21 protein-coding genes are annotated in these 23,332 nt (G+C 36.4%); all 21 read right to left on the bottom strand.

Annotated features, from left to right (window positions below; genetic code table 11):
* Positions 1–69: 69 nt before the first annotated feature.
* Positions 70–501, bottom strand: coding sequence for a RicAFT regulatory complex protein RicA family protein (locus tag NSS74_RS05580; protein WP_002033698.1), 432 nt, complete (start codon positions 499–501; stop codon positions 70–72).
* 3 nt (positions 502–504) lie between these two features.
* Positions 505–2,034, bottom strand: a complete 1,530-nt coding sequence (gene miaB / locus NSS74_RS05575) for a tRNA (N6-isopentenyl adenosine(37)-C2)-methylthiotransferase MiaB (RefSeq protein ID WP_002014605.1) — start codon at positions 2,032–2,034, stop codon at positions 505–507.
* A gap of 432 nt (positions 2,035–2,466) precedes the next feature.
* On the bottom strand, positions 2,467–3,333 hold the full coding sequence (locus tag NSS74_RS05570; protein WP_002088040.1) for a 2-oxoacid:ferredoxin oxidoreductase subunit beta: 867 nt from the start codon (positions 3,331–3,333) through the stop codon (positions 2,467–2,469).
* On the bottom strand, positions 3,320–5,077 hold the full coding sequence (locus NSS74_RS05565) for a 2-oxoacid:acceptor oxidoreductase subunit alpha (protein ID WP_002033696.1): 1,758 nt from the start codon (positions 5,075–5,077) through the stop codon (positions 3,320–3,322). The genes NSS74_RS05570 and NSS74_RS05565 overlap by 14 nt, the downstream gene beginning before the upstream one ends.
* A 227-nt stretch (positions 5,078–5,304) precedes the next feature.
* Positions 5,305–6,228, bottom strand: coding sequence for a dipeptidase (locus NSS74_RS05560; RefSeq protein WP_002142843.1), 924 nt, complete (start codon positions 6,226–6,228; stop codon positions 5,305–5,307).
* A gap of 59 nt (positions 6,229–6,287) precedes the next feature.
* Positions 6,288–6,548 (bottom strand): stage V sporulation protein SpoVS, encoded by a 261-nt coding sequence (gene spoVS / locus NSS74_RS05555; protein ID WP_000404341.1) that lies wholly within the window; start codon positions 6,546–6,548, stop codon positions 6,288–6,290.
* Between the two features lie 149 nt (positions 6,549–6,697).
* Complete coding sequence (locus NSS74_RS05550) at positions 6,698–7,492, bottom strand: TIGR00282 family metallophosphoesterase (RefSeq protein WP_002014601.1); 795 nt, start codon at positions 7,490–7,492, stop codon at positions 6,698–6,700.
* Between the two features lie 179 nt (positions 7,493–7,671).
* Positions 7,672–9,237: a ribonuclease Y gene (gene rny / locus NSS74_RS05545; protein WP_002014600.1), complete on the bottom strand. Its 1,566-nt coding sequence runs from the start codon at positions 9,235–9,237 to the stop codon at positions 7,672–7,674.
* Between the two features lie 483 nt (positions 9,238–9,720).
* Entirely contained in the window at positions 9,721–10,752 is a 1,032-nt protein-coding gene (recA, locus tag NSS74_RS05540) for a recombinase RecA (protein WP_002014599.1), read from the bottom strand.
* Between the two features lie 142 nt (positions 10,753–10,894).
* Positions 10,895–12,133, bottom strand: a complete 1,239-nt coding sequence (locus NSS74_RS05535; protein ID WP_002014598.1) for a competence/damage-inducible protein A — start codon at positions 12,131–12,133, stop codon at positions 10,895–10,897.
* Positions 12,134–12,153: 20 nt separating this feature from the next.
* Entirely contained in the window at positions 12,154–12,732 is a 579-nt protein-coding gene (gene pgsA / locus NSS74_RS05530; protein ID WP_002014596.1) for a CDP-diacylglycerol--glycerol-3-phosphate 3-phosphatidyltransferase, read from the bottom strand.
* Between the two features lie 63 nt (positions 12,733–12,795).
* Positions 12,796–13,707: a helix-turn-helix domain-containing protein gene (locus NSS74_RS05525; RefSeq protein WP_002142844.1), complete on the bottom strand. Its 912-nt coding sequence runs from the start codon at positions 13,705–13,707 to the stop codon at positions 12,796–12,798.
* Between the two features lie 21 nt (positions 13,708–13,728).
* On the bottom strand, positions 13,729–14,514 hold the full coding sequence (locus NSS74_RS05520) for a DUF3388 domain-containing protein (protein ID WP_000574107.1): 786 nt from the start codon (positions 14,512–14,514) through the stop codon (positions 13,729–13,731).
* Between the two features lie 139 nt (positions 14,515–14,653).
* Positions 14,654–14,902 carry a DUF3243 domain-containing protein gene (locus NSS74_RS05515; protein ID WP_000114449.1) on the bottom strand — a complete coding sequence of 83 codons (249 nt, stop codon included), beginning with the start codon at positions 14,900–14,902 and terminating at the stop codon, positions 14,654–14,656.
* 76 nt (positions 14,903–14,978) lie between these two features.
* A complete protein-coding gene (gene ymfI, locus NSS74_RS05510; protein WP_002014593.1) occupies positions 14,979–15,692 on the bottom strand; it encodes an elongation factor P 5-aminopentanone reductase in 714 nt (237 codons plus the stop codon).
* Between the two features lie 117 nt (positions 15,693–15,809).
* Positions 15,810–17,096, bottom strand: a complete 1,287-nt coding sequence (gene yfmH / locus NSS74_RS05505) for an EF-P 5-aminopentanol modification-associated protein YfmH (protein WP_002014592.1) — start codon at positions 17,094–17,096, stop codon at positions 15,810–15,812.
* Positions 17,097–18,371: an EF-P 5-aminopentanol modification-associated protein YfmF gene (gene yfmF, locus NSS74_RS05500; RefSeq protein WP_002033691.1), complete on the bottom strand. Its 1,275-nt coding sequence runs from the start codon at positions 18,369–18,371 to the stop codon at positions 17,097–17,099. It abuts the gene before it with no gap.
* A gap of 210 nt (positions 18,372–18,581) precedes the next feature.
* Positions 18,582–19,541, bottom strand: a complete 960-nt coding sequence (locus tag NSS74_RS05495) for an ABC transporter permease (RefSeq protein WP_002033690.1) — start codon at positions 19,539–19,541, stop codon at positions 18,582–18,584.
* On the bottom strand, positions 19,542–20,600 hold the full coding sequence (locus tag NSS74_RS05490) for an ABC transporter permease (protein ID WP_002142847.1): 1,059 nt from the start codon (positions 20,598–20,600) through the stop codon (positions 19,542–19,544).
* A complete protein-coding gene (locus NSS74_RS05485) occupies positions 20,593–22,125 on the bottom strand; it encodes an ABC transporter ATP-binding protein (RefSeq protein ID WP_002142848.1) in 1,533 nt (510 codons plus the stop codon). Before NSS74_RS05485 ends, NSS74_RS05490 begins: the two co-directional genes overlap by 8 nt.
* 120 nt (positions 22,126–22,245) lie before the next feature.
* On the bottom strand, positions 22,246–23,322 hold the full coding sequence (locus NSS74_RS05480) for a BMP family lipoprotein (protein ID WP_002033687.1): 1,077 nt from the start codon (positions 23,320–23,322) through the stop codon (positions 22,246–22,248).
* Positions 23,323–23,332 lie beyond the last annotated feature (10 nt).

Raw genomic sequence — 23,332 nt, 5'->3', positions numbered from 1 at the left:
CATTCTTTTTTTTGAGAAGAATTTCCGATATAACCCACTAAAAAAAAGAGATGTCAATAAGACATCTCTTTAACAACCACAATTTCCTTTTTTACTTTCTACTGCTGCACCAGTTTCACCCTTCAACACATCGCCGCCAGTTGAAACTAATATTTCATCTGTTACATTGTTAGAAATGGTACTAGCAACTAGCTGTAGTAAGTCATTTACATACGTTTGTGAAGATTTAAACTCCTGTACAACTGGGATATTATCTAACTTATCTTGAAGTGCATCAATTTCAGCTTCTACTTTTTTCAAAGCTTCCCATTTCCCATAATGTTGCAAGTTTACTGCTTGTTTTTGCAAAGCTTTTATTTCATCAATTGCTCGCTTTACATTTTCATTTTTATGAATTTGTGCTTCTGCTCGCTTAAAGAAATCGACTTCTTCTGTTTCAGAGATCATTTTCGCTAATTCTTTCGCTTGCTCAACAATTTCATCTTTCGTATATACTTTCATCTATTATTTCACCTCAATCGGCTCCTTAACCAATTCCCCGTTAAGAGACCAAGTTTTTGCTTCCGTTATTTTTACTTTCACAAGCTGACCAATTAAAGATTTTGAAGCAACAAAGTTTACAAGTTTATTCGTACGTGTATATCCCGCAAGTACTTCAGGATTATTCTTACTTTCTCCCTCAACTAATACTTCTACAATTTGACCTATATAACGCTTATTCTTATTAACTGCATATTCATTCACTAGTGTATTTAAGCGTTGCAATCGCTCTTTCTTCACTTCCATCGGAACATTATCTTGCATTTTTGCAGCTGGTGTACCTTCACGCGGAGAATAAATAAATGTAAATGCCGTATCAAATCCTACTTCACGATATAACGACATCGTCTCTTCAAACTGCTCATCCGTTTCATTTGGGAAACCAACGATAATATCAGTCGTTAGCACTGCATTCGGAATGGTTTCTTTAATTTTTCGTACAAGCTCTAAATAGTGTTCTCGCGAATATTTACGCGCCATAATTTTAAGCATATCTGTACTACCAGATTGAACCGGTAAGTGGATATGTTCTACTAGGTTACCACCTTTTCCAAGAACATCAATTAAATGATCATCAAAATCACGTGGATGACTCGTTGTAAAACGAATACGCGCGATATCGATTTTACGAAGTTCATCCATTAAATCGCCAAGACCATATTGTATATCTTCAAAGTCTTTACCGTATGCGTTTACGTTTTGTCCAAGTAACGTAATTTCTCTATAACCGTTCGCAGCTAGATGGCGAATTTCTTTAATAATATCTTCTGGACGTCTGCTACGCTCTTTTCCGCGTGTATACGGTACAATACAATATGTACAAAACTTATCACAGCCATACATAATATTTACCCAAGCTTTAATATCACCACGACGTACTTTCGGAAGGTTTTCAATTACATCCCCTTCTTTTGACCAAACTTCAACTACCGTCTCTTTTGAGAACATTGCGTCCTTTAAGATATACGGTAATCTATGAATATTGTGTGTACCAAACACCATATCTACATGCTGATTTTTTTGCATAATTTTATTTACAACAGATTCCTCTTGAGACATACAACCACATACACCAATTATAAGATCCGGATTTCTTCGCTTTAATGATTTTAAATGACCAAGTTCACCGAACACTTTATTTTCAGCATTTTCACGAATTGCACAAGTATTTAATAAAATCACATCTGCCTCTTCAGTTGAAAAGGTTGGCTCATATCCAAGTGTTGTAAAAATCCCAGCCATTACTTCTGTATCATGCTCATTCATTTGACAGCCATATGTACGAATGTAAAACTTTCTTCCTGCGCCAAAATCGCGAAACTCTTTAGGTAGGCCAAAATCTCTTTCAATTTTAACTTCTTCTTTCCCACGCTTTTTCGCCAATTTCAAGGAAGGTGGTTGGTATACACTTTCAAAGTATTTACTATAATCTTTCTCTTCTTTTTTCGTAGAGGAATTTGCTTGTCGACTTGCTAATCGTTGTTGCTCGTTCATCGGTAATCTCCTTTCACCCTTAACTATACACACACTCTGTAGTCCATTTTAATGCGCTTAGACCCATCTCAATGATGTTAGATAGCATGAGAGATAACTTGCCCTTTGAAACTTGAGTAATCGATCTAATCATCCGTAAGAATGAAGTCTTCCCCACACAAATAGACATTCCCTTTTTTTATTTCATCTTGTCCTACCCAAAAGTATATTGCTTTATCCCTATACACATTATCATAGTATAGAGCCTTTAGCCAACTTTAACGAAGAAGGCTTCTTATCCTATATTTCATTTCACAGTTATTGAACATGCTATTTTTATACAACGATTTATATATTATTTTATCATTCTGAATTTTCTAAGTAAACAAATCTATTAATTATTTTTATTCACTCAAAAAGAAGGTTACCAAGCGGCAACCTTCTCTCCGATTATTACATAAATTCAGCAACAAGCTCATCAAACATTTTCTGATCCATATTCAAATCAGCTTGCACTAAAGGTTTTTCACTATAGTCTTTTACAAGCTCTTGGTAAGAAGGCTGCTTTGTGTTTTGATAAATTAAACCTGTTACTAACCCGTTCTTTTCCATTAATGTTTGCATAGCCATCATGCGGTTAGATGGATCATATCCTTCTACTGTACTTAGTTTCGTTAAATTCTCTTTAAACCAATCATAAGTATTTACTTTATTGTAAGTAACACATGGACTAAATACATTAATTAATGAAAAGCCTTTATGGTTAATACCAGCTTCAATAATTTGCGTTAATTCTTTTAAATCACTTGAAAAGCTTTGCGCCACAAATGTCGCACCAGCTGTTAAAGCCATTTCCATAACATTTAGTGATGGTTCAATTGAACCTTGTGGTGTACTTTTCGTTTTAAATCCAGCTTCACTACGTGGTGAAGTTTGCCCTTTTGTTAATCCGTAAATTTGGTTATCCATTACGATGTACGTAATATCAATGTTACGACGAATAGAATGGATTGTATGTCCCATACCAATCGCAAAACCATCACCGTCACCACCGGATGCAATAACTGTTAAATCACGATTTGCCATTTTCACACCTTGTGCAATTGGAAGAGCACGTCCGTGAATACTATGCAAACCATATGAATTAATATACCCTGAAATACGACCGGAACAGCCGATACCAGAAATAACAGCTAGCTCATCTGGATTTAAACCAACGTTAGCTGCCGCACGCTGAATCGCAGCCTGCACCGAGAAGTCTCCGCAACCTGGGCACCAGTTTGGTTTTACACTGTTACGAAAGTCCTTAAATGTTGCCATTTAATACAACCCCTTTTTTACATTCGTTGTAAATCTCTTTCGGCAAGAATGGATTTCCATCGTATTTTAAAAGACTAGAAATTTTCTCGCCATTGCAAAGATTCATTTTCATAATGTTAGCAAGCTGACCAGTTGCATTGTTTTCTACTACTACAACACGCTTCGCTTTTTTCACAAGTGGATCGATTTCAGCTGTTGGGAACGGATGAATTAAACGTACATGGGCATGGTTTACTTTCATTCCTTCTTGTTCTAAACGCTGCATTGCCTCTTCGATCGCACCACGAGTTGAGTTAAAGCCTACTAACAATACGTCTGCGTCATCATGCTTAGCATTTTTGTAAATAGGGGTATTAAACTGTAAATTCGCCATTTTACGGAAACGTTTGTCCATTTGATCTTTACGATTTAACGCTGATTCAGATGGTTTACCCGTTTCATCATGTTCTACACCTGTAACATGGTGAATACCATTTTTCATACCAGGTAAAACACGTGGTGAAATTCCATCTTCTGTTACTTCATAACGCTTGAAGTATGCTTTATTTTCACGTTCTGGTAATTCTACTTCTAAATCAAGCTTACCACGACGAATTTCCACTTTATCTAACTTAAGTGGTTCTACTGTTTGCTTTCCTAAAGAAAGCTGTAAATCTGTTAAGAAAATAACAGGCACTTGATATTCTTCTGCTAAGTTAAACGCTTCTACAATATCATAGAAAGCTTCTTCAACTGTACTTGGCGCCATTACGATTTTTGGAATTTCACCATGTGTTCCGTAAATCATAGCCATTAAGTCAGACTGCTCTTGTTTTGTTGGTAAGCCCGTACTTGGACCACCGCGTTGTGTATCAATGATAACTAGCGGTGTTTCAGTAATACCTGCTAAACCAATTGCTTCCATCATTAAAGAAAGACCAGGACCAGCAGATGCTGTTAATGTACGAACACCAGCGTAGTTTGCACCGATCGCCATTGTACAAGCTGCGATTTCATCCTCAGTTTGGATTACTGTTCCGCCGACTTTCGGTAACTTTTTAATTAAATATTCCATAATTTCAGATGCAGGTGTGATTGGATATGCAGACATAAAGCGAGCACCACCAGTTACCGCACCAAATGCGATTGCGTCGTTTCCAATCATAAACATGCGTTTCTTACCGTCAGCTTTTTCAAGCTGCATCATGTTTACTTTCTCACCAAGCAATTCTTTCATGTATTGAGAGCCGCGTTTAATTGCTTCCATATTCTTTTGAACGACTTGCTCTCCTTTACGACCAAAGATTTCTTCAACAACCTCTAAATAAGCTGTTTCGTCTAATCCTAATACCGCACTAGATGCCCCAACAGCAACCATATTTTTCATTAAAGATGTGCCTAATTCTGAAGCAATATCTGTAAACGGTATCACATATAGATTTACATCTGTATTATCAGGTATTGTCGGATTAAATTTCGCATCCGCAACTACAATTCCGCCCGGACGTAGTTCGTGGAAGTTAAAATCAATTGTTTCTTGATCAAAAGCAATTAAAATATCTAAATCATCTGAGATCGCGCGTACTTCTGTTGTACTTACACGAATTTTATTATTTGTATGGCCGCCTTTAATACGTGATGAGAAGTGGCGGTAACCGTATAGGTAATATCCTAATCGGTTTAATGCAATACAGAAGATTTCCCCTGTACTTTCAATTCCTTCACCTTGTTGGCCTCCAACTTTCCATGAAAGTTGACTAATCATCTCCTACACCCCTTTTGGCTGCATTCATTGTAGTGTATTTTTTTACAGTATTAGTTTAGCATTTTTTATGCAAATAAACTACAATGGACGCAAATTATGCCTCTTCTGTTTTCCCTGAATCTTTAGTATAATGCTATTTCGTTTACCATTCTAGTATTAGGTCTTAAAAAAATCAATAAATTCAAGTGAATTTATTTTAATTATTCTGAATTTTTAAAACATATTCTTTAGAACGTTATACAGTCAACAAAATTTTTATACAAAAATCGCTCTACAGTTGATTCATTATACTTTTTACACAGTTGATTAATTATATTTTCATAATCCCTATATACTTCTACACCTACAACAGTTTCTAAAATCCCATCAAAATCAGAACCGAATCCTATATTTTTTTCTCCACCTAATGAACAAATATATTCCACATGCCTTAATATATCTGCTATATTCGCTTGTCTTTCATTCGTTAAAAACTGCGGTACGAAAGTAATACCAATAATGCTATTTTTCTTTATAAGGGCTCTTATTTGTTCATCGCTTAAATTGCGTGGATGCCCACAAAGTTGATAACAGTTTGAATGAGATGCAATTGGGTTTTTAGCAATTTCAATAACATCCCAAAAGCTTCTTTCATTTAAGTGAGACACATCGGTCCATAAATGTAACGTATTAAGTTCTTGTACAACTTGTCTACCAAATGTAGTTAAACCTGCTCCACGTGCCTCTAGCGCTCCATCAGCTAACAGATTGGCATAGTTCCATGTCAATCCAAAGGAACGTACACCTAAGCGATAAAACAAACGTAATTTCATCTCTTCTTTTCCAATTGCTTCGCATCCTTCTAATGTTAATAATGCTCCAATCTCGTCCTGTTTTAGCATGTTAATATCGTTTTTTGTCTGAATAAACTTCATTCCTGGTAGCGATAGAATTTCATTATGAAAAATATCTATCATTTGCAGCGCAACTTCAAAACGCTTTTCATACGCTACTGTTTCTGGTATATATATAGCAAAGCATTGTATACTTCCTTTTCTTTTCATTAATTGTTCAAATGTAATATGTAATTGTGAATCGTTTTGAAAGTCTTTTTTTCCCTTTGCACTCCATAACTGAAAGAGTACATCGCAATGTGCATCAAAAATTTTCATTTTCATTCCTCCATTACAAAAACAACCTGTTTGCATACATGCAAACAGGTTGTTTCAACTTAACGAGGTTCTACAATTAATTTTATCGCTGTACGCTCTTCACCATCAATCATAATATCTGTAAACGCTGGGATACAAATCAAGTCCAAACCGCTAGGCGCTACAAATCCTCTTGCAATTGCTACTGCCTTTACCGCTTGGTTCAATGCACCTGCACCAATAGCTTGAATTTCTGCTGTTCCGCGTTCGCGAATAACACCTGCAAGTGCACCAGCTACAGAATTAGGGACCGACGTTGCTTTAACTTTTAATATTTCCATTCCGCGTTTCCTCCTCGTTTCTATAAAAAGTAATAGCAATTATTTCACTTTAACTTATATTCACGAGGAATGGCACGTATTCCTGCTAAATTTCTGTAATTTTTCTAAAAAATTAAAATATAAAGAATTCTCTAACTTTTCGTTAAAAATCAGTCAAAAAATGGCTGGTCATCATTAATTAAAATGCGCTCAATTTTCTTTGCTTTCCCTGTATTAGGATCCACATCAATTAACACTGCACTTAATTGTGTTCTACCATTCGTCACTTCAAAACGCACTGGTAAGTTCGTTAAAAACTTCTTCAATACCGCTTCGCGATCCATACCTAAAATCCCATCATATGGGCCTGTCATACCAACATCTGTAATATAAGCTGTTCCGCTTGGTAAAATACGATTATCAGCTGTAGGAACGTGTGTATGTGTACCTACTACCGCTGTAGCACGACCGTCTACATACCAACCTAACGCCTGCTTCTCACTTGTTGTTTCAGCATGAAAATCAACAAAGATAATGTTTGTACGTTTTTTTGCAATACTGATTAACTCATCCACTTTACGGAATGGACAATCAATTGGAGGAAGGAAAGTACGTCCTTGTAAGTTAATAACTGCAACTTCTGTTCCATTACAATTTACAAAGATAAGCCCTTTTCCCGGCGTTCCTTCTGGGAAGTTAGCTGGTCTTGCAAGATATTTTGCATCATCGATAAATTCAAATACTTCACGGTTATCCCAAGCGTGGTTTCCAAGCGTAACCGCTTGTGCCCCGCACTCTAAAAAGTTTCGATATATTTTTTCCGTAATTCCACGTCCACCCGCAGCATTTTCTCCATTAATAATTGTTACTGTCGGTGTATATTTCTTCTTTAATGCCGGTACGTACTGTTGAATCATGTCTCTACCAGGAGATCCTACTACATCCCCAACAAATAATATTCTCATATGTCTTACCCTTTCTATGTACTACATTTTTTATTACCATACTATAACCTTAAAGCTATTTCCTTACAACAGTTACAATTTATCTATTATAAGTTTCTTTCACTTGCATACTGCTCATAAATAATTTTCTTTATTTTACCCAATTCCAACACAAAAAAATAAAGTGGTGTTTCACCACTTTATTTTGCGTATTCCACTGCACGTGTTTCACGAATAACAGTTACTTTAATATGTCCTGGATAATCCAGTTCATTTTCAATACGTTTTCGAATATCACGAGCTAAACGATGAGCTTCTAAATCATCAATTGTATCTGGTTTTACCAGAATACGAACTTCACGTCCTGCTTGAATTGCGAAAGATTTTTCTACGCCTTCATAAGACTCTGAAATTTCTTCTAACTTTTCAAGACGACGAATGTAATTCTCAAGCGTTTCACTACGAGCTCCCGGTCTTGCAGCTGATAATGCATCTGCTGCAGCAACTAGAACTGCAATGATAGAAGTTGGTTCTGTGTCACCATGGTGAGATGCGATACTGTTTATTACAACAGGATGCTCTTTATATTTCGTTGCGAGTTCAACACCAATTTCAACGTGGCTACCTTCTACTTCATGATCGATTGCTTTTCCGATATCATGTAATAGACCAGCACGTCTTGCTAGTTTTTCATCCTCACCAAGCTCCGCTGCCATAAGTCCAGTTAAGTATGCAACTTCCATAGAGTGTTTTAAGACGTTTTGTCCGTAACTTGTACGGTATTTTAAACGACCTAAAATTTTAATTAAATCTGGATGTAAGCCATGAACACCCACTTCAAACGTTGTTTGCTCTCCGACTTCACGAATATACTCGTCCACTTCACGTCTTGATTTTTCGACCATCTCTTCAATACGCGCTGGGTGAATACGTCCGTCCTGTACTAGTTTATCAAGAGCGATACGAGCTGTTTCACGACGAATCGGGTCAAATCCAGATAGAATTACAGCTTCTGGTGTATCATCGATAATAAGGTCAATACCTGTTAACGTTTCTAACGTACGAATGTTACGACCTTCACGTCCGATAATACGTCCCTTCATTTCGTCATTTGGAAGATTTACAACCGAAACGGTTGTTTCAGCAACATGATCAGCTGCACATCTTTGCATTGCAAGAGATAAAATCTCTTTTGCCTTCTTATCCGCTTCTTCTTTCGCGCGAACTTCACTTTCTTTTACCATAACGGCAATTTCATGAGAAACTTCACTTTCCACTTTACCAAGAATAATTGCTTTCGCTTGTTCGCGGGTCAGATTGGAAATGCGCTCTAATTCTGTTTGTTGCTTTTGAACTAACTCTCCCACTTTGCTTTCCAACTCTTCAATCTGTTGTTGTTTCGCTACAAGAGATTCCTCTTTCTTTTCTAACTGTCGCTCGCGGTTATCGAGCGTTTCGTCTTTACGATCAAGGTTCTCTTCTTTTTGCATTAAACGATTTTCTTGTTTTTGTAATTCGCTTCTACGGTCACGAATTTCTAATTCAGCTTCTGTACGAAGTGTATGAATTTCATCCTTTGCTTCTAAAAGCGCTTCTTTCTTAAGTGCTTCAGCATCACGATTCGCTTCGTCTAGAATACGTTTTGCTTCATTAGCTGCACCATTAATCTTCGCTTCAGCAATAGACTTTCGAACAAAAAAGCCAACAACTGCACCGACTGTTGCAAGCAAAATGGAGATGAGTATCCAAACTGTACTACTACTCATGATTTCACCTCCCCTTGCTATGAATGAAAAAAGACTGTCGGCATGTACATTGAATTACAACGTACAGCAAAGACCGTCGTCCCGCTTTTTTAAGGGACTTTCTTCATTTCACAATTAAAATGTCATATTATTATTTCGGCAAGATTTAAGTCTTACTCCGAATATTACTTCTCTTCTTGAGAAGAGTATATCGTATATAAGAAAAAATATACATTCTCATTGTATCTATCGCAATTTTCATTGTCAAGCGTTGTCTACTTTTACTTTCTTTACCTTAAGCCCTGAATCTTATATGGATTTAAAAAACAGACAGCATATTATCCTGGAAAACCTTAGAAAATCCCAATTCATTCACTTAAAATATATGAATATTCCCCTTTACACATAGCCTTTTGGATAGAATAAATATTTTATCTCCAGCTATATATAGCGCTTTCATAGTGGATTAAAAAATAAAAGACACGGGACCGTGTCTTTTATTTTTTAATCTTGACGAGTTGAATCTTCCGTGTCTTCAACACCAGAGTTTTCACCAATTCCGTGATGTTCACGAACAAAGAAGGCAATTTCTTCTCTTAAATCCGTATTCTCTTTTAAGAATTGCTTCGAATTTTCACGACCTTGTCCTAAGCGTTCTTCATTATAAGAGTACCAAGCACCGCTCTTTTGAACGATATCAAGTTCAGAAGCCATATCTAAGATTTCACCTTCTCTTGAAATACCTTCTCCGTACATAATATCAACTTCAGCAACACGGAATGGCGGTGCTACTTTATTTTTAACTACTTTTACTTTCGTTTTATTACCAACAATATCGTTACCTTGCTTTAACTGCTCAGCACGACGTACTTCAAGACGGACAGTTGAATAGAATTTCAACGCACGACCACCTGGAGTTGTTTCTGGGTTCCCGAACATAACCCCAACTTTTTCACGAATTTGGTTGATAAAGATTGCGATTGTTTTTGATTTGTTGATTGCACCTGAAAGTTTACGAAGTGCTTGTGACATTAAACGTGCTTGTAAACCAACGTGAGAGTCACCCATGTCCCCTTCGATCTCAGCTTTCGGTACAAGAGCTGCCACAGAGTCAATTACGATAATATCAACCGCTCCACTTCGTACAAGTGCTTCTGCGATTTCTAGTCCTTGCTCCCCTGTATCAGGCTGTGATAATAGTAATTCATCTATGTTAACACCTAATTTTTGTGCATATACAGGATCCATTGCATGCTCCGCATCAATGAACGCTGCTTGTCCACCTTGACGCTGTACTTCCGCGATTGCGTGTAATGAAACTGTTGTTTTACCTGAACTTTCAGGTCCATAAATTTCAATAACACGGCCACGTGGGTATCCGCCTACCCCTAGTGCCACATCAAGTGCTAAAGAACCACTTGAAATTGTAGAAATTCTACGCTCCGCTTGTTCTCCTAATTTCATAATTGAACCTTTACCGAATTGCTTCTCTATTTGTTTTAACGCCATATCTAATGCCGCTTGACGATCGCTCATTCAAAATTCCTCCTTAACTAAATTGCTAATCTTATTATACCTATTTTCAATTCAATTTGCCAACAAAAATCGAACATTTATTCGTTTTTTTATTTTATATCGAATAAAACTAGGTTTTCCAACAAAAAAAACTAGAAGAAATTTATATCTCTTCTAGCTTTTTAAATAAATGATAAAATCCATATTTTGTAGAGCGTTCTCTAATTTGTTGACGACTTCCACTTAAATTAAGCGAGAAGACTACAGCTGGTTCATCTTTAATCACCAATCCAATAAATACTGTTCCTGGTTCTTTATGCTCTGAAGCATCCGGTCCTGCCACCCCAGTGAAACTAATTCCGATATCTGCTTTTAACAGTTCCTTTACATTTTCAGCAAGATAGCGAGCACACTGTTTACTAACCGCGCCATCAGTACGTAACACTTCTTCAGGTACATGTAAAATTTGTTGCTTCACATCATTTTGATAACAAATGACACCGCCTTTAAATACAGACGAAACACCAGCATTTTCTGTTACTTGATTTCCAAAAAGACCACCTGTTAAACTTTCTGCACACGCTAAAGTTAACCCTTTTTCCTTCAATAGCCTTATTGCCTTGTAATGAAGGAAATCTTGGTCATATCCGTAGAAAAATTCTCCTACTCTTTCTAAAATCAAATCTTCCACATGCTGAATCAGTTTCTCCGCCTCATCAGCATCATGATGTTTGGCAGTTAAACGTAATGTCACTTCTCCATCATTTGCAAGTGGTGCAATGGTTGGGTTCGTTTGTCCATCAATTAAATCTTGAACTTTCACCTCTAATTGAGATTCCCCAATACCAAAAAAACGAAGAACACGAGAATAAATATTTTCCCCCGTTGTAAACTTACATAAAAAAGGCTCTACGTAACTTATATACATCGGCTTCATTTCTTTTGGTGGTCCTGGTAATAAAATATAAACTTTTCCATTCGTATTTAATCCCATACCAGGCGCCATACCGTGATCATTCGCAAATACAGTCGATCCATTTAAAACGAGCGCCTGCTTTTTATTATTCTCCGTAAATTCACGGCCTGTACGCTTAAAATAATCGCTTATCGATGTTAATGCCTTTTCATCATACACAAGCTCTTCATCTAAACTAGACGCTATTGTTTCTTTCGTTAAATCATCTTTTGTCGGTCCTAATCCACCTGTAAAAATGAGCATATCAGCTCGTTCTTCAGCCAATTCAATTGCCTTCTGTAATCGCTTGTTATTATCCCCAACAACAGTATGGTAGTACACGTTAATTCCGATTGAAGCTAACTTTTCAGATAAAAACTGGGCATTTGTATTTGCAATTTGTCCAAGTAATAATTCCGTTCCAACCGCAATAATTTCAGCATTCATCCCAATTCCCCCATAAACTTCTATTTTGAGTTTACAAAAGCATCTTTATTTTTCCAGAAATAATCCCATCCTGAAATAACGGTAAAGAATAATGCAATCCATATGAAAATATCTGCAACTGGAATATGAAGTAGATTTAACGGTACATCATGTAATAAGTATGCTGCAATTGCAATAATTTGTGTCCATGTCTTAATTTTCCCTAGCTGATTTGCTGCAACTACTTCCCCTGTCCCAGCAAGTACAAGGCGTAAACCTGTTACTGCAAACTCACGGCTTATAATTACAATAACGATCCAAGCAGGTACATATTGCATTTCTACCAATGTGATAAGTGCTGCCGAAACAAGTAATTTATCTGCTAACGGGTCAAGGAATTTCCCTAAATTCGTTACAAGATTATACTTTCTTGCATAATGTCCATCAATCCAATCTGTAGCCGAAGCAATAATAAAGATAAGTGCCCCTACTAAATGTTGAATTGGTAACTCTACATCACCAATTATAAATGAGCCCCACTCAAAGGGCGCTAACATAATTACCATAAAAATTGGAATTAAGAAGATTCTAGATATTGTAATTTTATTTGGTAAATTCACAGCTATTCCTCCATCATGTCAAAAACATTTGTTCATTGAAAAAAGTCATCGAAGCGATGACTGTTATTGCGCAGCTTGCCCTATCCCTTGGTTTTTTATCACCAATCTTTGGTGATATTCTTTTGCTGGATCTAATGGGAAAGTAACCACTTGGCCATTCAGTTTAATTTCAACATTCGGTGCACTTCCAATATTAAGCCGCACTTCTTTTACTGTTGATAAATCACGTTTTTCTGTTTGACCACTTTGTACTGTAGTGTTTAGAATTTCGTTACCCGCATCATCTTTAACATCTACATAGCTTGCACCCTTCGCTGAAATTTCCAGTTCTAATGTTTTATTATTATGAATTTCCAAAGTAGATACCTTACCACTCGTTCCAACTACCTTCACTTCTTGTTGTCCAGTTGGTTGCGCTGGTTGCTCTTCTTTCTTTGGTTCTTCTTTCTTTGGTTCTTCTTTTTTTGGTTCTTCCGCTTTCGCTTCATCTTTCTTCGTATCTAACGGAGAATTTTTTGCTTTTTGAACCTCAATTTTCTCACTTTGAGCATTTTGAACTTGCCTATCATCTTTTCCAGTTAACGCTTGAATAACAAACCAGACTACCACTCCAAATGCGATTACTAACAACGCAATCAAAATTTTGGGCATATGATCCGCAATTGGCCATGATGAAGATTTTTGCATTGTTTCTTGTGTTTTTTGTCCAGTTGATACTTGTGGAACTTCACGTTTTTCAGACTGTGGTATCGTACTCTGATATTCCACAAGCAGTTCCTCTCCATTTAATCCAACAGCATCTGCATATTGTTTAATGAATGCACGCGCATAAAAAGCTCCTGGCAACACATCATAATTGCCTTCTTCAATCGCTACTAAATGGCGTTTTTGAATTTTTGTAATCTCATGCAGCTGATCAATAGATAAGCCTTTCGCTTCTCTTGCTTCTGTCAGCTTTTGTCCTAATTCCGTCACTACTAACACCTCAATATTTCTTTAAAAGTCGAACATAGAGAAATTGTTTTGCGTACCTTGCTCAATTTCATCTACTAAATTATATTGAATTTCTTCATCATAATCGTTACGCAATTCGATAATATAATCAAAATCATCCAATGTGTATTCTGACTGACTCACAAACACATCCGGATGTTCCACAACTTTCGTTGCAGGCAATCTCATGATTTCACGAACGAGCTGCCAGTGTCTTTCATTTGCACGCTTTGTCGACACAATTCCATCTAGTATGAAAATATTATCGTCGCTATACTCATCTTCAATCAATTGGCTACGAACAGTTTGCTTAATGAGAGTAGATGATACGAATAACCATCTCTTATTTGCACAAACACTTGCGGCAACAATAGATTCTGTTTTTCCGACACGAGGCATTCCTCGTATCCCAATTAATTTATGACCTTCTTTTTTCATTATCTCCGCCATAAAGTCTACAAGCAATCCTAATTCATCACGCACAAATCGAAATGTTTTCTTATCATCTGCATCTCGTTGTATGTACCTACCATGTCTAACTGCTAGCTTATCTCTAAGCTTTGGCGGACGATATTTCGTTACCGTTATATTATCCATCGTATTTAAAATTGATTCAAGTCTAGAGATTTGCTCTTGATTATCACACATAAGCAAAAGTCCACGTCGTGCATTATCTACACCATTAATTGTGACAATATTGATGCCAAGCATACCGATTAACGAAGAAACGTCACCAAGTAAGCCAGGTCGGTTTTTATGTATTTCATATTCAAAATACCATTCAATCATCCAAGATCACTCCCCTACGCTTACTTTACACCTACGTACTATATTATATGATTTCACCTTAATAGGGAAGCTAAATGTATAATCTATTCCTCCTAATTACTATACAAAAAAAGTAGAGAGGAGAAGCTCCTCTCTACTTTTACTTATGTTGTACAAACTTCACCATTAAATTTGCAATTGTATGTTGCTCTTGTTCATCAGCAACTTTCCAAAGCTCAGACAATAATTTTTCTTGATCGTTGCGCGCTTCTACTTCATTTGCTAAATAATCACCAACACGAAATGCCATATCTGATACGGCACCACCATCAAGCCCTTTTCCCCCCGCTTGTTCTAAACGTTCTCCTAAAAAGCTCTTCCACTGATCAAAATTATCTAACACTGACATGTTTAAGCACCTCACTATTTTAGTAATAGAATCATGCTTAATTTGTACAATTTCTTGTTTTTTATGTAAGAATTTTTTAGCAATGCCAACCGCCATTCACTCCGATAATTTGCCCCGTAATATAAGAAGCTCCTGGCGAAACGAGGAATGATACTGTTTTTGCTACCTCTTCGGGTAGTCCTATTCTACCTAATGGAATATCTTCAGCAATTTCATTTTTATCATCTTCTGAAAATACATTTAACATTTCTGTTTCGATCGCACCTGGCGCTACCGCATTAACGCGCAATCCACTTAGAGAAACTTCTTTCGCTAAAGCCTTCACATATGAATTTTGTGCACCTTTCACCATTGAGTACAGCACCTCACAAGACGCTCCTATTTGCCCCCAAATGGATGAAATAACAACAACATTACCACTTCTCCGCCCGATCATCGGTGGAAGCGCCATCGATAAAAGTCTATATACACTCTTCACTTGAAGCTCCACCATATAATCTAATTCTTCATTCGTAACATCTGTTACTAATCCAAATATACTCTTTCCAGCTGCGTATACAATAACATCAATAGGATGTTCGATTTGTCCCCACAATTTCTCTGCTCCATCGATAGAAGCTAAATTTGCTTGCACAGGAATCACTGCATCAAACTCCTTTTGTAACCCCCTTATCTTCTCTTCGCTTTTATTGTAATGAATATAGACTGTATAACCATCCTCGATTAACTGCTTCGAAATAGCAGAGCCAATCCCTCCGCTTCCTCCAGTTACTAATGCATACTTTTTCATAAATTCCCTCTCTTATCTTTTTATGTATAAATAAATAATACCCTCATCTTACCATTTGGCAATAACCAAACGTTAGATGAGGGATATAGATACTGCGTTTTTTATTCACATATTACTTCATTTTTTTGGTAACACTTGGCAGACACTCATTTTCTCTTCAATTAATAATGTTTTTGCTGCTTGTTGTAGGTCTTGAACAGTTAATCCTTCTAACACTGTAAGAGCATCAAATAAACTAGATTCATTAAACGCATATCGTGTAAACTGATTTGCAATATATTCAGGTGAATTCAACGATCGTAAAAATCCGCCAATTTTCTTTTTCTTCACCCGTTCCAGCGCAGTCTCATCTAACTGATCATAATTCGTTTGTAGTAAAATACCTTTTAATCGCTCTGCCAATTCATCAGGGTGCTTCGTATCTCCACCAACCATTGCAAAACCGAAGTTATTTTCTTCTGTATAGTCATACGAGAACGAATCATCAATAAGACCTTCATTATATAAAGATTCGTAATGAACTGACCCTTTTCCAAATAAATAATCTAAAAGTAATGTAAGTGCAATTTCTTGTTTTAACAGAGCTTGCCCTTTTTCTTTTAAATTCGTTGCCTTAATACCAACTAAACATTTTGGAGTTTGAACAGGCATTGAAATAATCTTTTTCTTTTCATTTACTTCTTCTGGTTCCTCTTCAAAAGAGCGAACGATTTCTGGTTGATTTTCGTAATCTTTTTTCGCTTGATTTTCACGAACTAAATCCATTGTTTTTTCAGGATCAATCGCTCCAACAACAAATAATAACATGTTGCTCGGATGGTAAAAAGTCTCATAACATTCATACAGTAGGTCTTTTGTAATTTTACTAATAGACTCAATCGTCCCTGCAATATCAATTTTAATTGGATGTTTCACAAACAAACTATCGATTAACCCAAAGTATAAACGCCAGTCTGGGTTATCTTGGTACATTTGAATTTCTTGACCGATAATACCTTTTTCTTTTTCAACCGTTTTTTCAGAGAAATACGGTTCTTGTACAAAGTCTAACAACGTATTTAAATTTCTCTCTACATTTGATGTACAGGAAAAGAGATAAGCGGTTCTTGTAAAAGATGTAAAAGCGTTCGCTGAAGCACCTTGTTTACTAAACAATTGAAACGCGTCATGGTCCTCTTTTTCAAACAATTTATGCTCAAGGAAATGAGCAATTCCATCTGGTACACGAGTCATGTCTTCTTTTCCAAGCGGTACAAATGTATTATCAACAGAACCGTACTTCGTCGTAAATGTTGCAAATGTTTTGTTGAAGCCTTGTTTCGGTAAGATATATACGTCTAATCCATTCGGAAGTTTTTCATAATATAGCGTCTCTTTTAATTGCTCATACACAATTTTCTCCATTTATTCTCCCTCCGTTCCATGTAAAAAGTAAATTGTATCTAGTTCAATATTATTAGCAACTTTCACAATCTCTTCTTTCGTCACGCTTTCTATGCCCGTTAGCCATTCTTCAACTGGACGCGTACGCTCTGAAATCACCCCGTGATAAAGCATTTCAACAAAACCACGTGGTGTATCAATTGCCTCTAAGATTTGATTTTGAATTACACTTTTCGTTTGCTGAATCTCTTCCTCTGAAAAATCACCGCTTTGCATTGCTTTCATCTGTTCTTTAATAATTTCAACAGCTTTTTCAAAGTTCTTCGCTTCAATTCCAGACATAACGAAGAGCAAACCTTTATGACTTTCAAATCTCGATGCTGCATAGTACGCTAAACTATTTTTTTCACGGACATTTACGAATAACTTCGAATGAGAAAACCCTCCAAATAATCCGTTAAACAATTGTAATGCAAAATAATCTTCATCTTTATACGTAATGAATGTGCGATAGCCGATATTTAATTTACTTTGCTTTAGTTCTTGTTTTTCAACAATTTCTTTTTCTTCATTATTTCGTTTATGAAGAAGTACATTTCTCTCTTTCATAGCGCGAGGTGAGATCGAAAAATACTTATTTACAAGCTCCACAGCATCTTCCGAAATATCACCAATGATATATAAATCCATTTCATCTTCAGCTAACACTTTTTGATAATATTGATACAAACTTTCATTTGTAATAGAAGCAACACTTTCTTTTTTTCCATTTGCACTTAAGCGATATGGTTCTACTTTGCACATTTCTGCAATTAAACGCTCATTTGCATAACGCATTTTATCATCATAAGTAGCTTCAATTCGTTGCAAGAGTGCTCGTTTCTCACTTTCTACAATAGAAGATAGAAAACCGTCCCCTTCTGTTGCTGGATGTAAAACAATATCAGATAACATAGAAAGCGCTTTTTCAAATAACGGTGGTGCATCGCGTAAATATGTTTCATTTGCAATGTCTACATAAATAGAGATGATATGGTCTTCCCCTTTTTTACTTACATCTACCGCTAAAGAAGATCCATATAATTCTTCTAAATATTGACGAAGACGAATTACAGAAGGCAGTTTTTCTGTCGCACTTTGCAATACGTACGGCAATAGGGCACGCTCTGTCACCGTCTCCTCATTTAAAGGTGCTTTAAAACGAAATACAAAGGTATTTGTTTTAAATTTATCAGTCGGAATAATATGTACTCGCAAGCCACCTAATTCATGCAGTTGCTGTTCCATTAGTTTCATTAATAGCCCTCCTTTACGTATGTAGGAATATTCCTCTTCAATATACAGTTTTTAGAAATAAAAAATCAACTTTTCTTCCTTATTATGCTTACATTTGAGTCTTTCTAAAAACTTTAATATGTAAGGAACATAGTAAAATTCCGTATTAAATATATTCTATGTAAAAAAGCCCGCACTAATGTGCGAGCTTTTTTTATACTTTCTAAATACTCATCGTTTTCCTTTTTCATAAGGCGTTCCTAATGCTTTCGGAGCTTCAGATCGGCCTACAAAACCAACAAGTGCTAATATTGTAAATACATACGGTAATATCGTTAAGAATACACTTGGAATTTCTTTTAATATAGGAATTGTACCACCTGTTATCCCAAGTGATTGAGCAAATCCGAAGAACAATGCTGCTCCAAGAGCACCAAGTGGATTCCATTTACCAAAGATCATAGCTGCTAGTGCTAAGAAACCTTGTCCAGTAATTGTAGCACCTGAGAAGTTACCAGAAATCGACATTGCGAAGACCGCACCACCCACTCCTGCAAACATTCCAGATATACAAACTGCAATATAACGCATTTTATATACATTAATCCCCATCGTATCTGCTGCCATTGGATGTTCACCAACAGCACGTAGACGAAGACCGAACGGTGTTTTATAAATAATGTACCAAACAACAAATGCTAAAATAATGGCAATATACGATGTTAACGGTACGTTTGAGAAAAATATTTTTCCGATAACTGGAATATCTGATAGACCTGGGACATCGATTTTTTCAATACGGTATTGAATAAAATCTGTCTGCCCTTTATCAAAAATCTTCTTAATCGCAAATACTGTTAAACCAAGAGATAAGAAGTTAATCGCTACACCACTTACAACCTGATCAGCACGGAACGTAATAGATGCTACCGCGTGAAGTAATGCAAATAATCCACCACCAATTGCCGCAAATAGTAATGCAATCCATGGAGTCATCGTTCCCCAAGTATCACCCATTAATAAGGTTGTAACAATTCCAACAAATGCACCAAATAGCATTAGTCCTTCTAACGCAATATTTACAACACCTGATCGTTCACTAAATACACCACCTAATGCTGTAAAAATTAAAGGTGCTGATGTATATAACGTACCTGTCACAAGAATGGCTAATATATCTAAAAAGCTCATTTATTTCCCCTCCTTGCTCATGCGTGTAAGCGCCCATCTTAAAACATAACTACATGCAACAAAGAAGATAATACATGCAATAATTACGTTAATAAGTTCTGATGGTACATCTGCCTCAAAGTTCATTTGAGGGGAAGCACTTTTCAAACCACCAAATAACAATGCTGAAAGGATAATACCAAATGGATTATTTCCTCCAAGAAGCGCTACGGCAATTCCGTCAAATCCAATCCCTGTAAATGAAGACATTGCTGTCATGCTTTGGAATGTTCCTAACCCTTCCATTGCTCCACCAATCCCAGCAAATGCACCAGCAATTGTCATGGAGAATACTACATTACGAGAAACCTTCATACCTGCATATTGAGAAGCATGTTGATTAAATCCTACTGACTTTAATTCATAACCTAGAGTTGTTCGATCTAATAAGAACCACATTAAGATTGCTACTAAAATTGCAACAATAATTCCCCAGTGAAGACGTGAACCATCAGTTATTGCAGCTAACCAATCTGAAGATAAAGATGCACTCGCTTTAATATCGTATGTTTTATCATTGCCCTCATGTAAAAAGCGTTTAATTATGTCATACGTTACATATAACGCGATATAGTTCATCATTATTGTTACAATAACTTCATTAACCTTAAACTTCCCTTTTAAATAACCAGGAATAAAGCCCCATATTCCACCCACCATTGCTGCAAATAAAATAGATAATGGAATATGAAGAAACGCTGGTAGTGAGACCGCATAACCGAACCAAACTGCCGCAAGCCAACCAACTAATAGTTGACCCTCTACCCCGATATTAAATAAACCTGTACGAAATGCAAACGCCACCGATAATCCAGCAAGAATAAGTGGTATCATAGTGCGAAGTGTCTCACCAATCGCACTAGCACTGCCGAACATACCTGTCCAAAGCGCACTATAACCAACAATTGGATCATAGCCACTAACCAGCATTACAATCGCTCCAACAATTAAACCAAAAATAACGGATAGTACTGGGACTAAAACATTTATCGTTCGCTCTGTTAAAAGTTTTTTAGCCATTTGTACCCACCTGCTCTTTCTCTGTTCCTCCAGCCATTAGCAAACCAAGCTGTTGTTCATTTGTGCCTTTCGCATTCACAATTGCTACAATTTTCCCTTCATAGATAACCGCAACCCGATCACTCACATTTAAAATTTCTTCTAATTCTAAAGATAAAAGAAGAACCGCTTTCCCATTATCTCTCTGCTCGATTAATTTTTTATGAATAAATTCAATTGCACCTACATCTAAACCACGTGTTGGCTGTGCTGCAATTAATAAATCCGGATTACGATCTACTTCACGTGCAATAATAGCTTTCTGCTGATTCCCACCAGATAGAGCACGCGCTAATGTTTGTTCGCTAGGTGTACGTACATCGAACTGTTCAATAAGTGCCTTCGCTTTCCCTGTGATTTTGCTAAAGTTTAAAATCCCCTTCTTTGAAAATGGATTTTTATAGTACGTTTGCAAAACTATATTGTCTCTAACAGAAAAATCAAGAACTAGTCCGTGCTTATGACGATCTTCTGGAATATGACCAATTCCTTCTTCTGTAATTCTTCGAACAGGCCAATTCGTTATTTCTTTCCCTTTAATTGCAATAGAACCTGACTCAACTTTTCGTAAACCAGTAATTGCTTCTATTAATTCGCTTTGTCCATTTCCATCGATTCCTGCAATACCAACAATTTCCCCCGCACGAACAGTTAAGTCAAGGCCTTTTACAGCAGGCAGTTGGCGTGCATCGTGAACAACAAGATTTGCAATAGAAAGTACCTCTTCTTTGGGCGTAGCGTCTATTTTTTCTGTTTTAAAATTCACTTGACGTCCGACCATTAATTCTGCAAGTTTATGTTCATCCGTATTTGCAACGTCAACAGTTCCAATCCCTTTTCCTTTGCGAATAATTGTACAACGATCGCAAACTTCCATAATTTCTTTCAATTTATGAGTAATAAGAATGATAGATTTTCCTTCTTGCACAAGCTTTTTCATAATTTGAATCAATTCATGAATTTCTTGTGGTGTTAACACTGCAGTCGGTTCATCAAATATTAAAATTTCCGCTCCACGGTAAAGTGTTTTTAAAATTTCAACACGCTGTTGCATACCAACAGAAATATCCTGTATTTTCGCGTATGGATCTACAGCTAAACCATATTGTTCAGACAACTTTTGAATCTCTTTAGCAGCTTCTTCAACAGCTATTTTCCCTTTTTTCTTCGGTTCATTACCGAGAATGATATTCTCTGTAACTGTAAAATTATGAACAAGCATAAAATGTTGATGGACCATCCCAATACCAAGATCATTCGCAATATTCGGATTTGTAATTTTTACAGGCGTTCCTTTAATTTTAATTTCACCCTGTTCTGGCTGATACAAACCGAATAGTACATTCATCAATGTGGATTTCCCTGCACCATTTTCTCCAAGTAAAGCATGTATTTCTCCCTGTTTTACTTGCAGCGTAATATCATCATTCGCTACAATGCCTGGGAATACTTTCGTAATATTATTCATCTCAATTACGTATTCCATTTCGTTCCTCCTTTTAACAGGGAACATTCCCCTATTACACTATTAACTTATTAAGCAATTTGGAAGTTTTATACATACAAAGGTTAGTTCTAAGAACTAACCTTTGCTATTTCTCTATCTTTATTTTTTTAGAGAAGCTTCATATTCTGTATATTCTTTATCTGTAGCTGGTACTTTAATTTCTCCAGCTGTAATTTTCTTTTCAAATTCTTCTACTTTTGTTAAAATCTCAGGGTTAACTTTTTTCACGTTATCAGTTGTTTTTGCAATACCAACACCGTCATCTTTTAAGCCAAACGCTTCAATTTTACCACCTTTTAATTTTCCATCTTTCGCTTCTTTTGCTACTTTTTGTACAGCGATATCAACACGTTTTACCATTGAAGTTAATGTTACGTTTTCAGGCATACCTTCTTGATTTTGGTCACGGTCAACACCGATTACCCAAACGTTTTCACCTTTTTTCTTACGGTTTTTCGCTTCAGTGAATACACCGTTACCTGTACCACCAGCAGCATGATAGATAACATCTACGCCTTGACCATACATTGCTGACGCAAGAACTGTACCTTTTTCAGGCTTATCGAATGCTTCAGCATATTCAGATACGATTTCAATATTTGGATTCACTGCCTTAGCACCAGCTTTAAATCCATTCTCGAATTTACTAATTAAATCACTCTTCATTCCACCAACAAATCCTACTTTATTCGATTTTGTTGACATAGCTGCCACCGCACCTACAAGGAATGACCCTTCATGATCTTTAAATGTAATACTTGTTACGTTTGGTGCATCTACAACAGTATCAACAATTGCAAATTGTTGTTTTGGAGATTCTTTTGCTACTTCTTTAATTGCTCCCTCTAATTTATACCCAATACCGAAAGCTAAATCATACTTATCTTTTGAAAATTTCTTTAAGTTCGGAATATAATCCGCTTCTTTTTCAGATTGAAGATAACGATAATTTGTCTTCTCTTTTAATCCATTATCTTTACCAAACTGTTGTAATCCTTCCCAAGAAGATTGGTTAAATGATTTGTCATCAACGCCCCCAACATCTGTAACCATACCAACCTTAAACTCTTTATCCCCTTTTTTGTCACTATCCGCTTTATCCGAGTTACCACATGCACCTAACACTGTACTTGCTGCTAACGTTAACGATAATAAAAGACCTGTTTTTTTCTTCATACTAGAAACC

The organism is Bacillus sp. FSL E2-8868, from assembly GCF_038005505.1.
Lineage (GTDB): Bacteria > Bacillota > Bacilli > Bacillales > Bacillaceae_G > Bacillus_A > Bacillus_A mycoides.
This window is presented reverse-complemented; position numbering and strand designations above follow the sequence as displayed.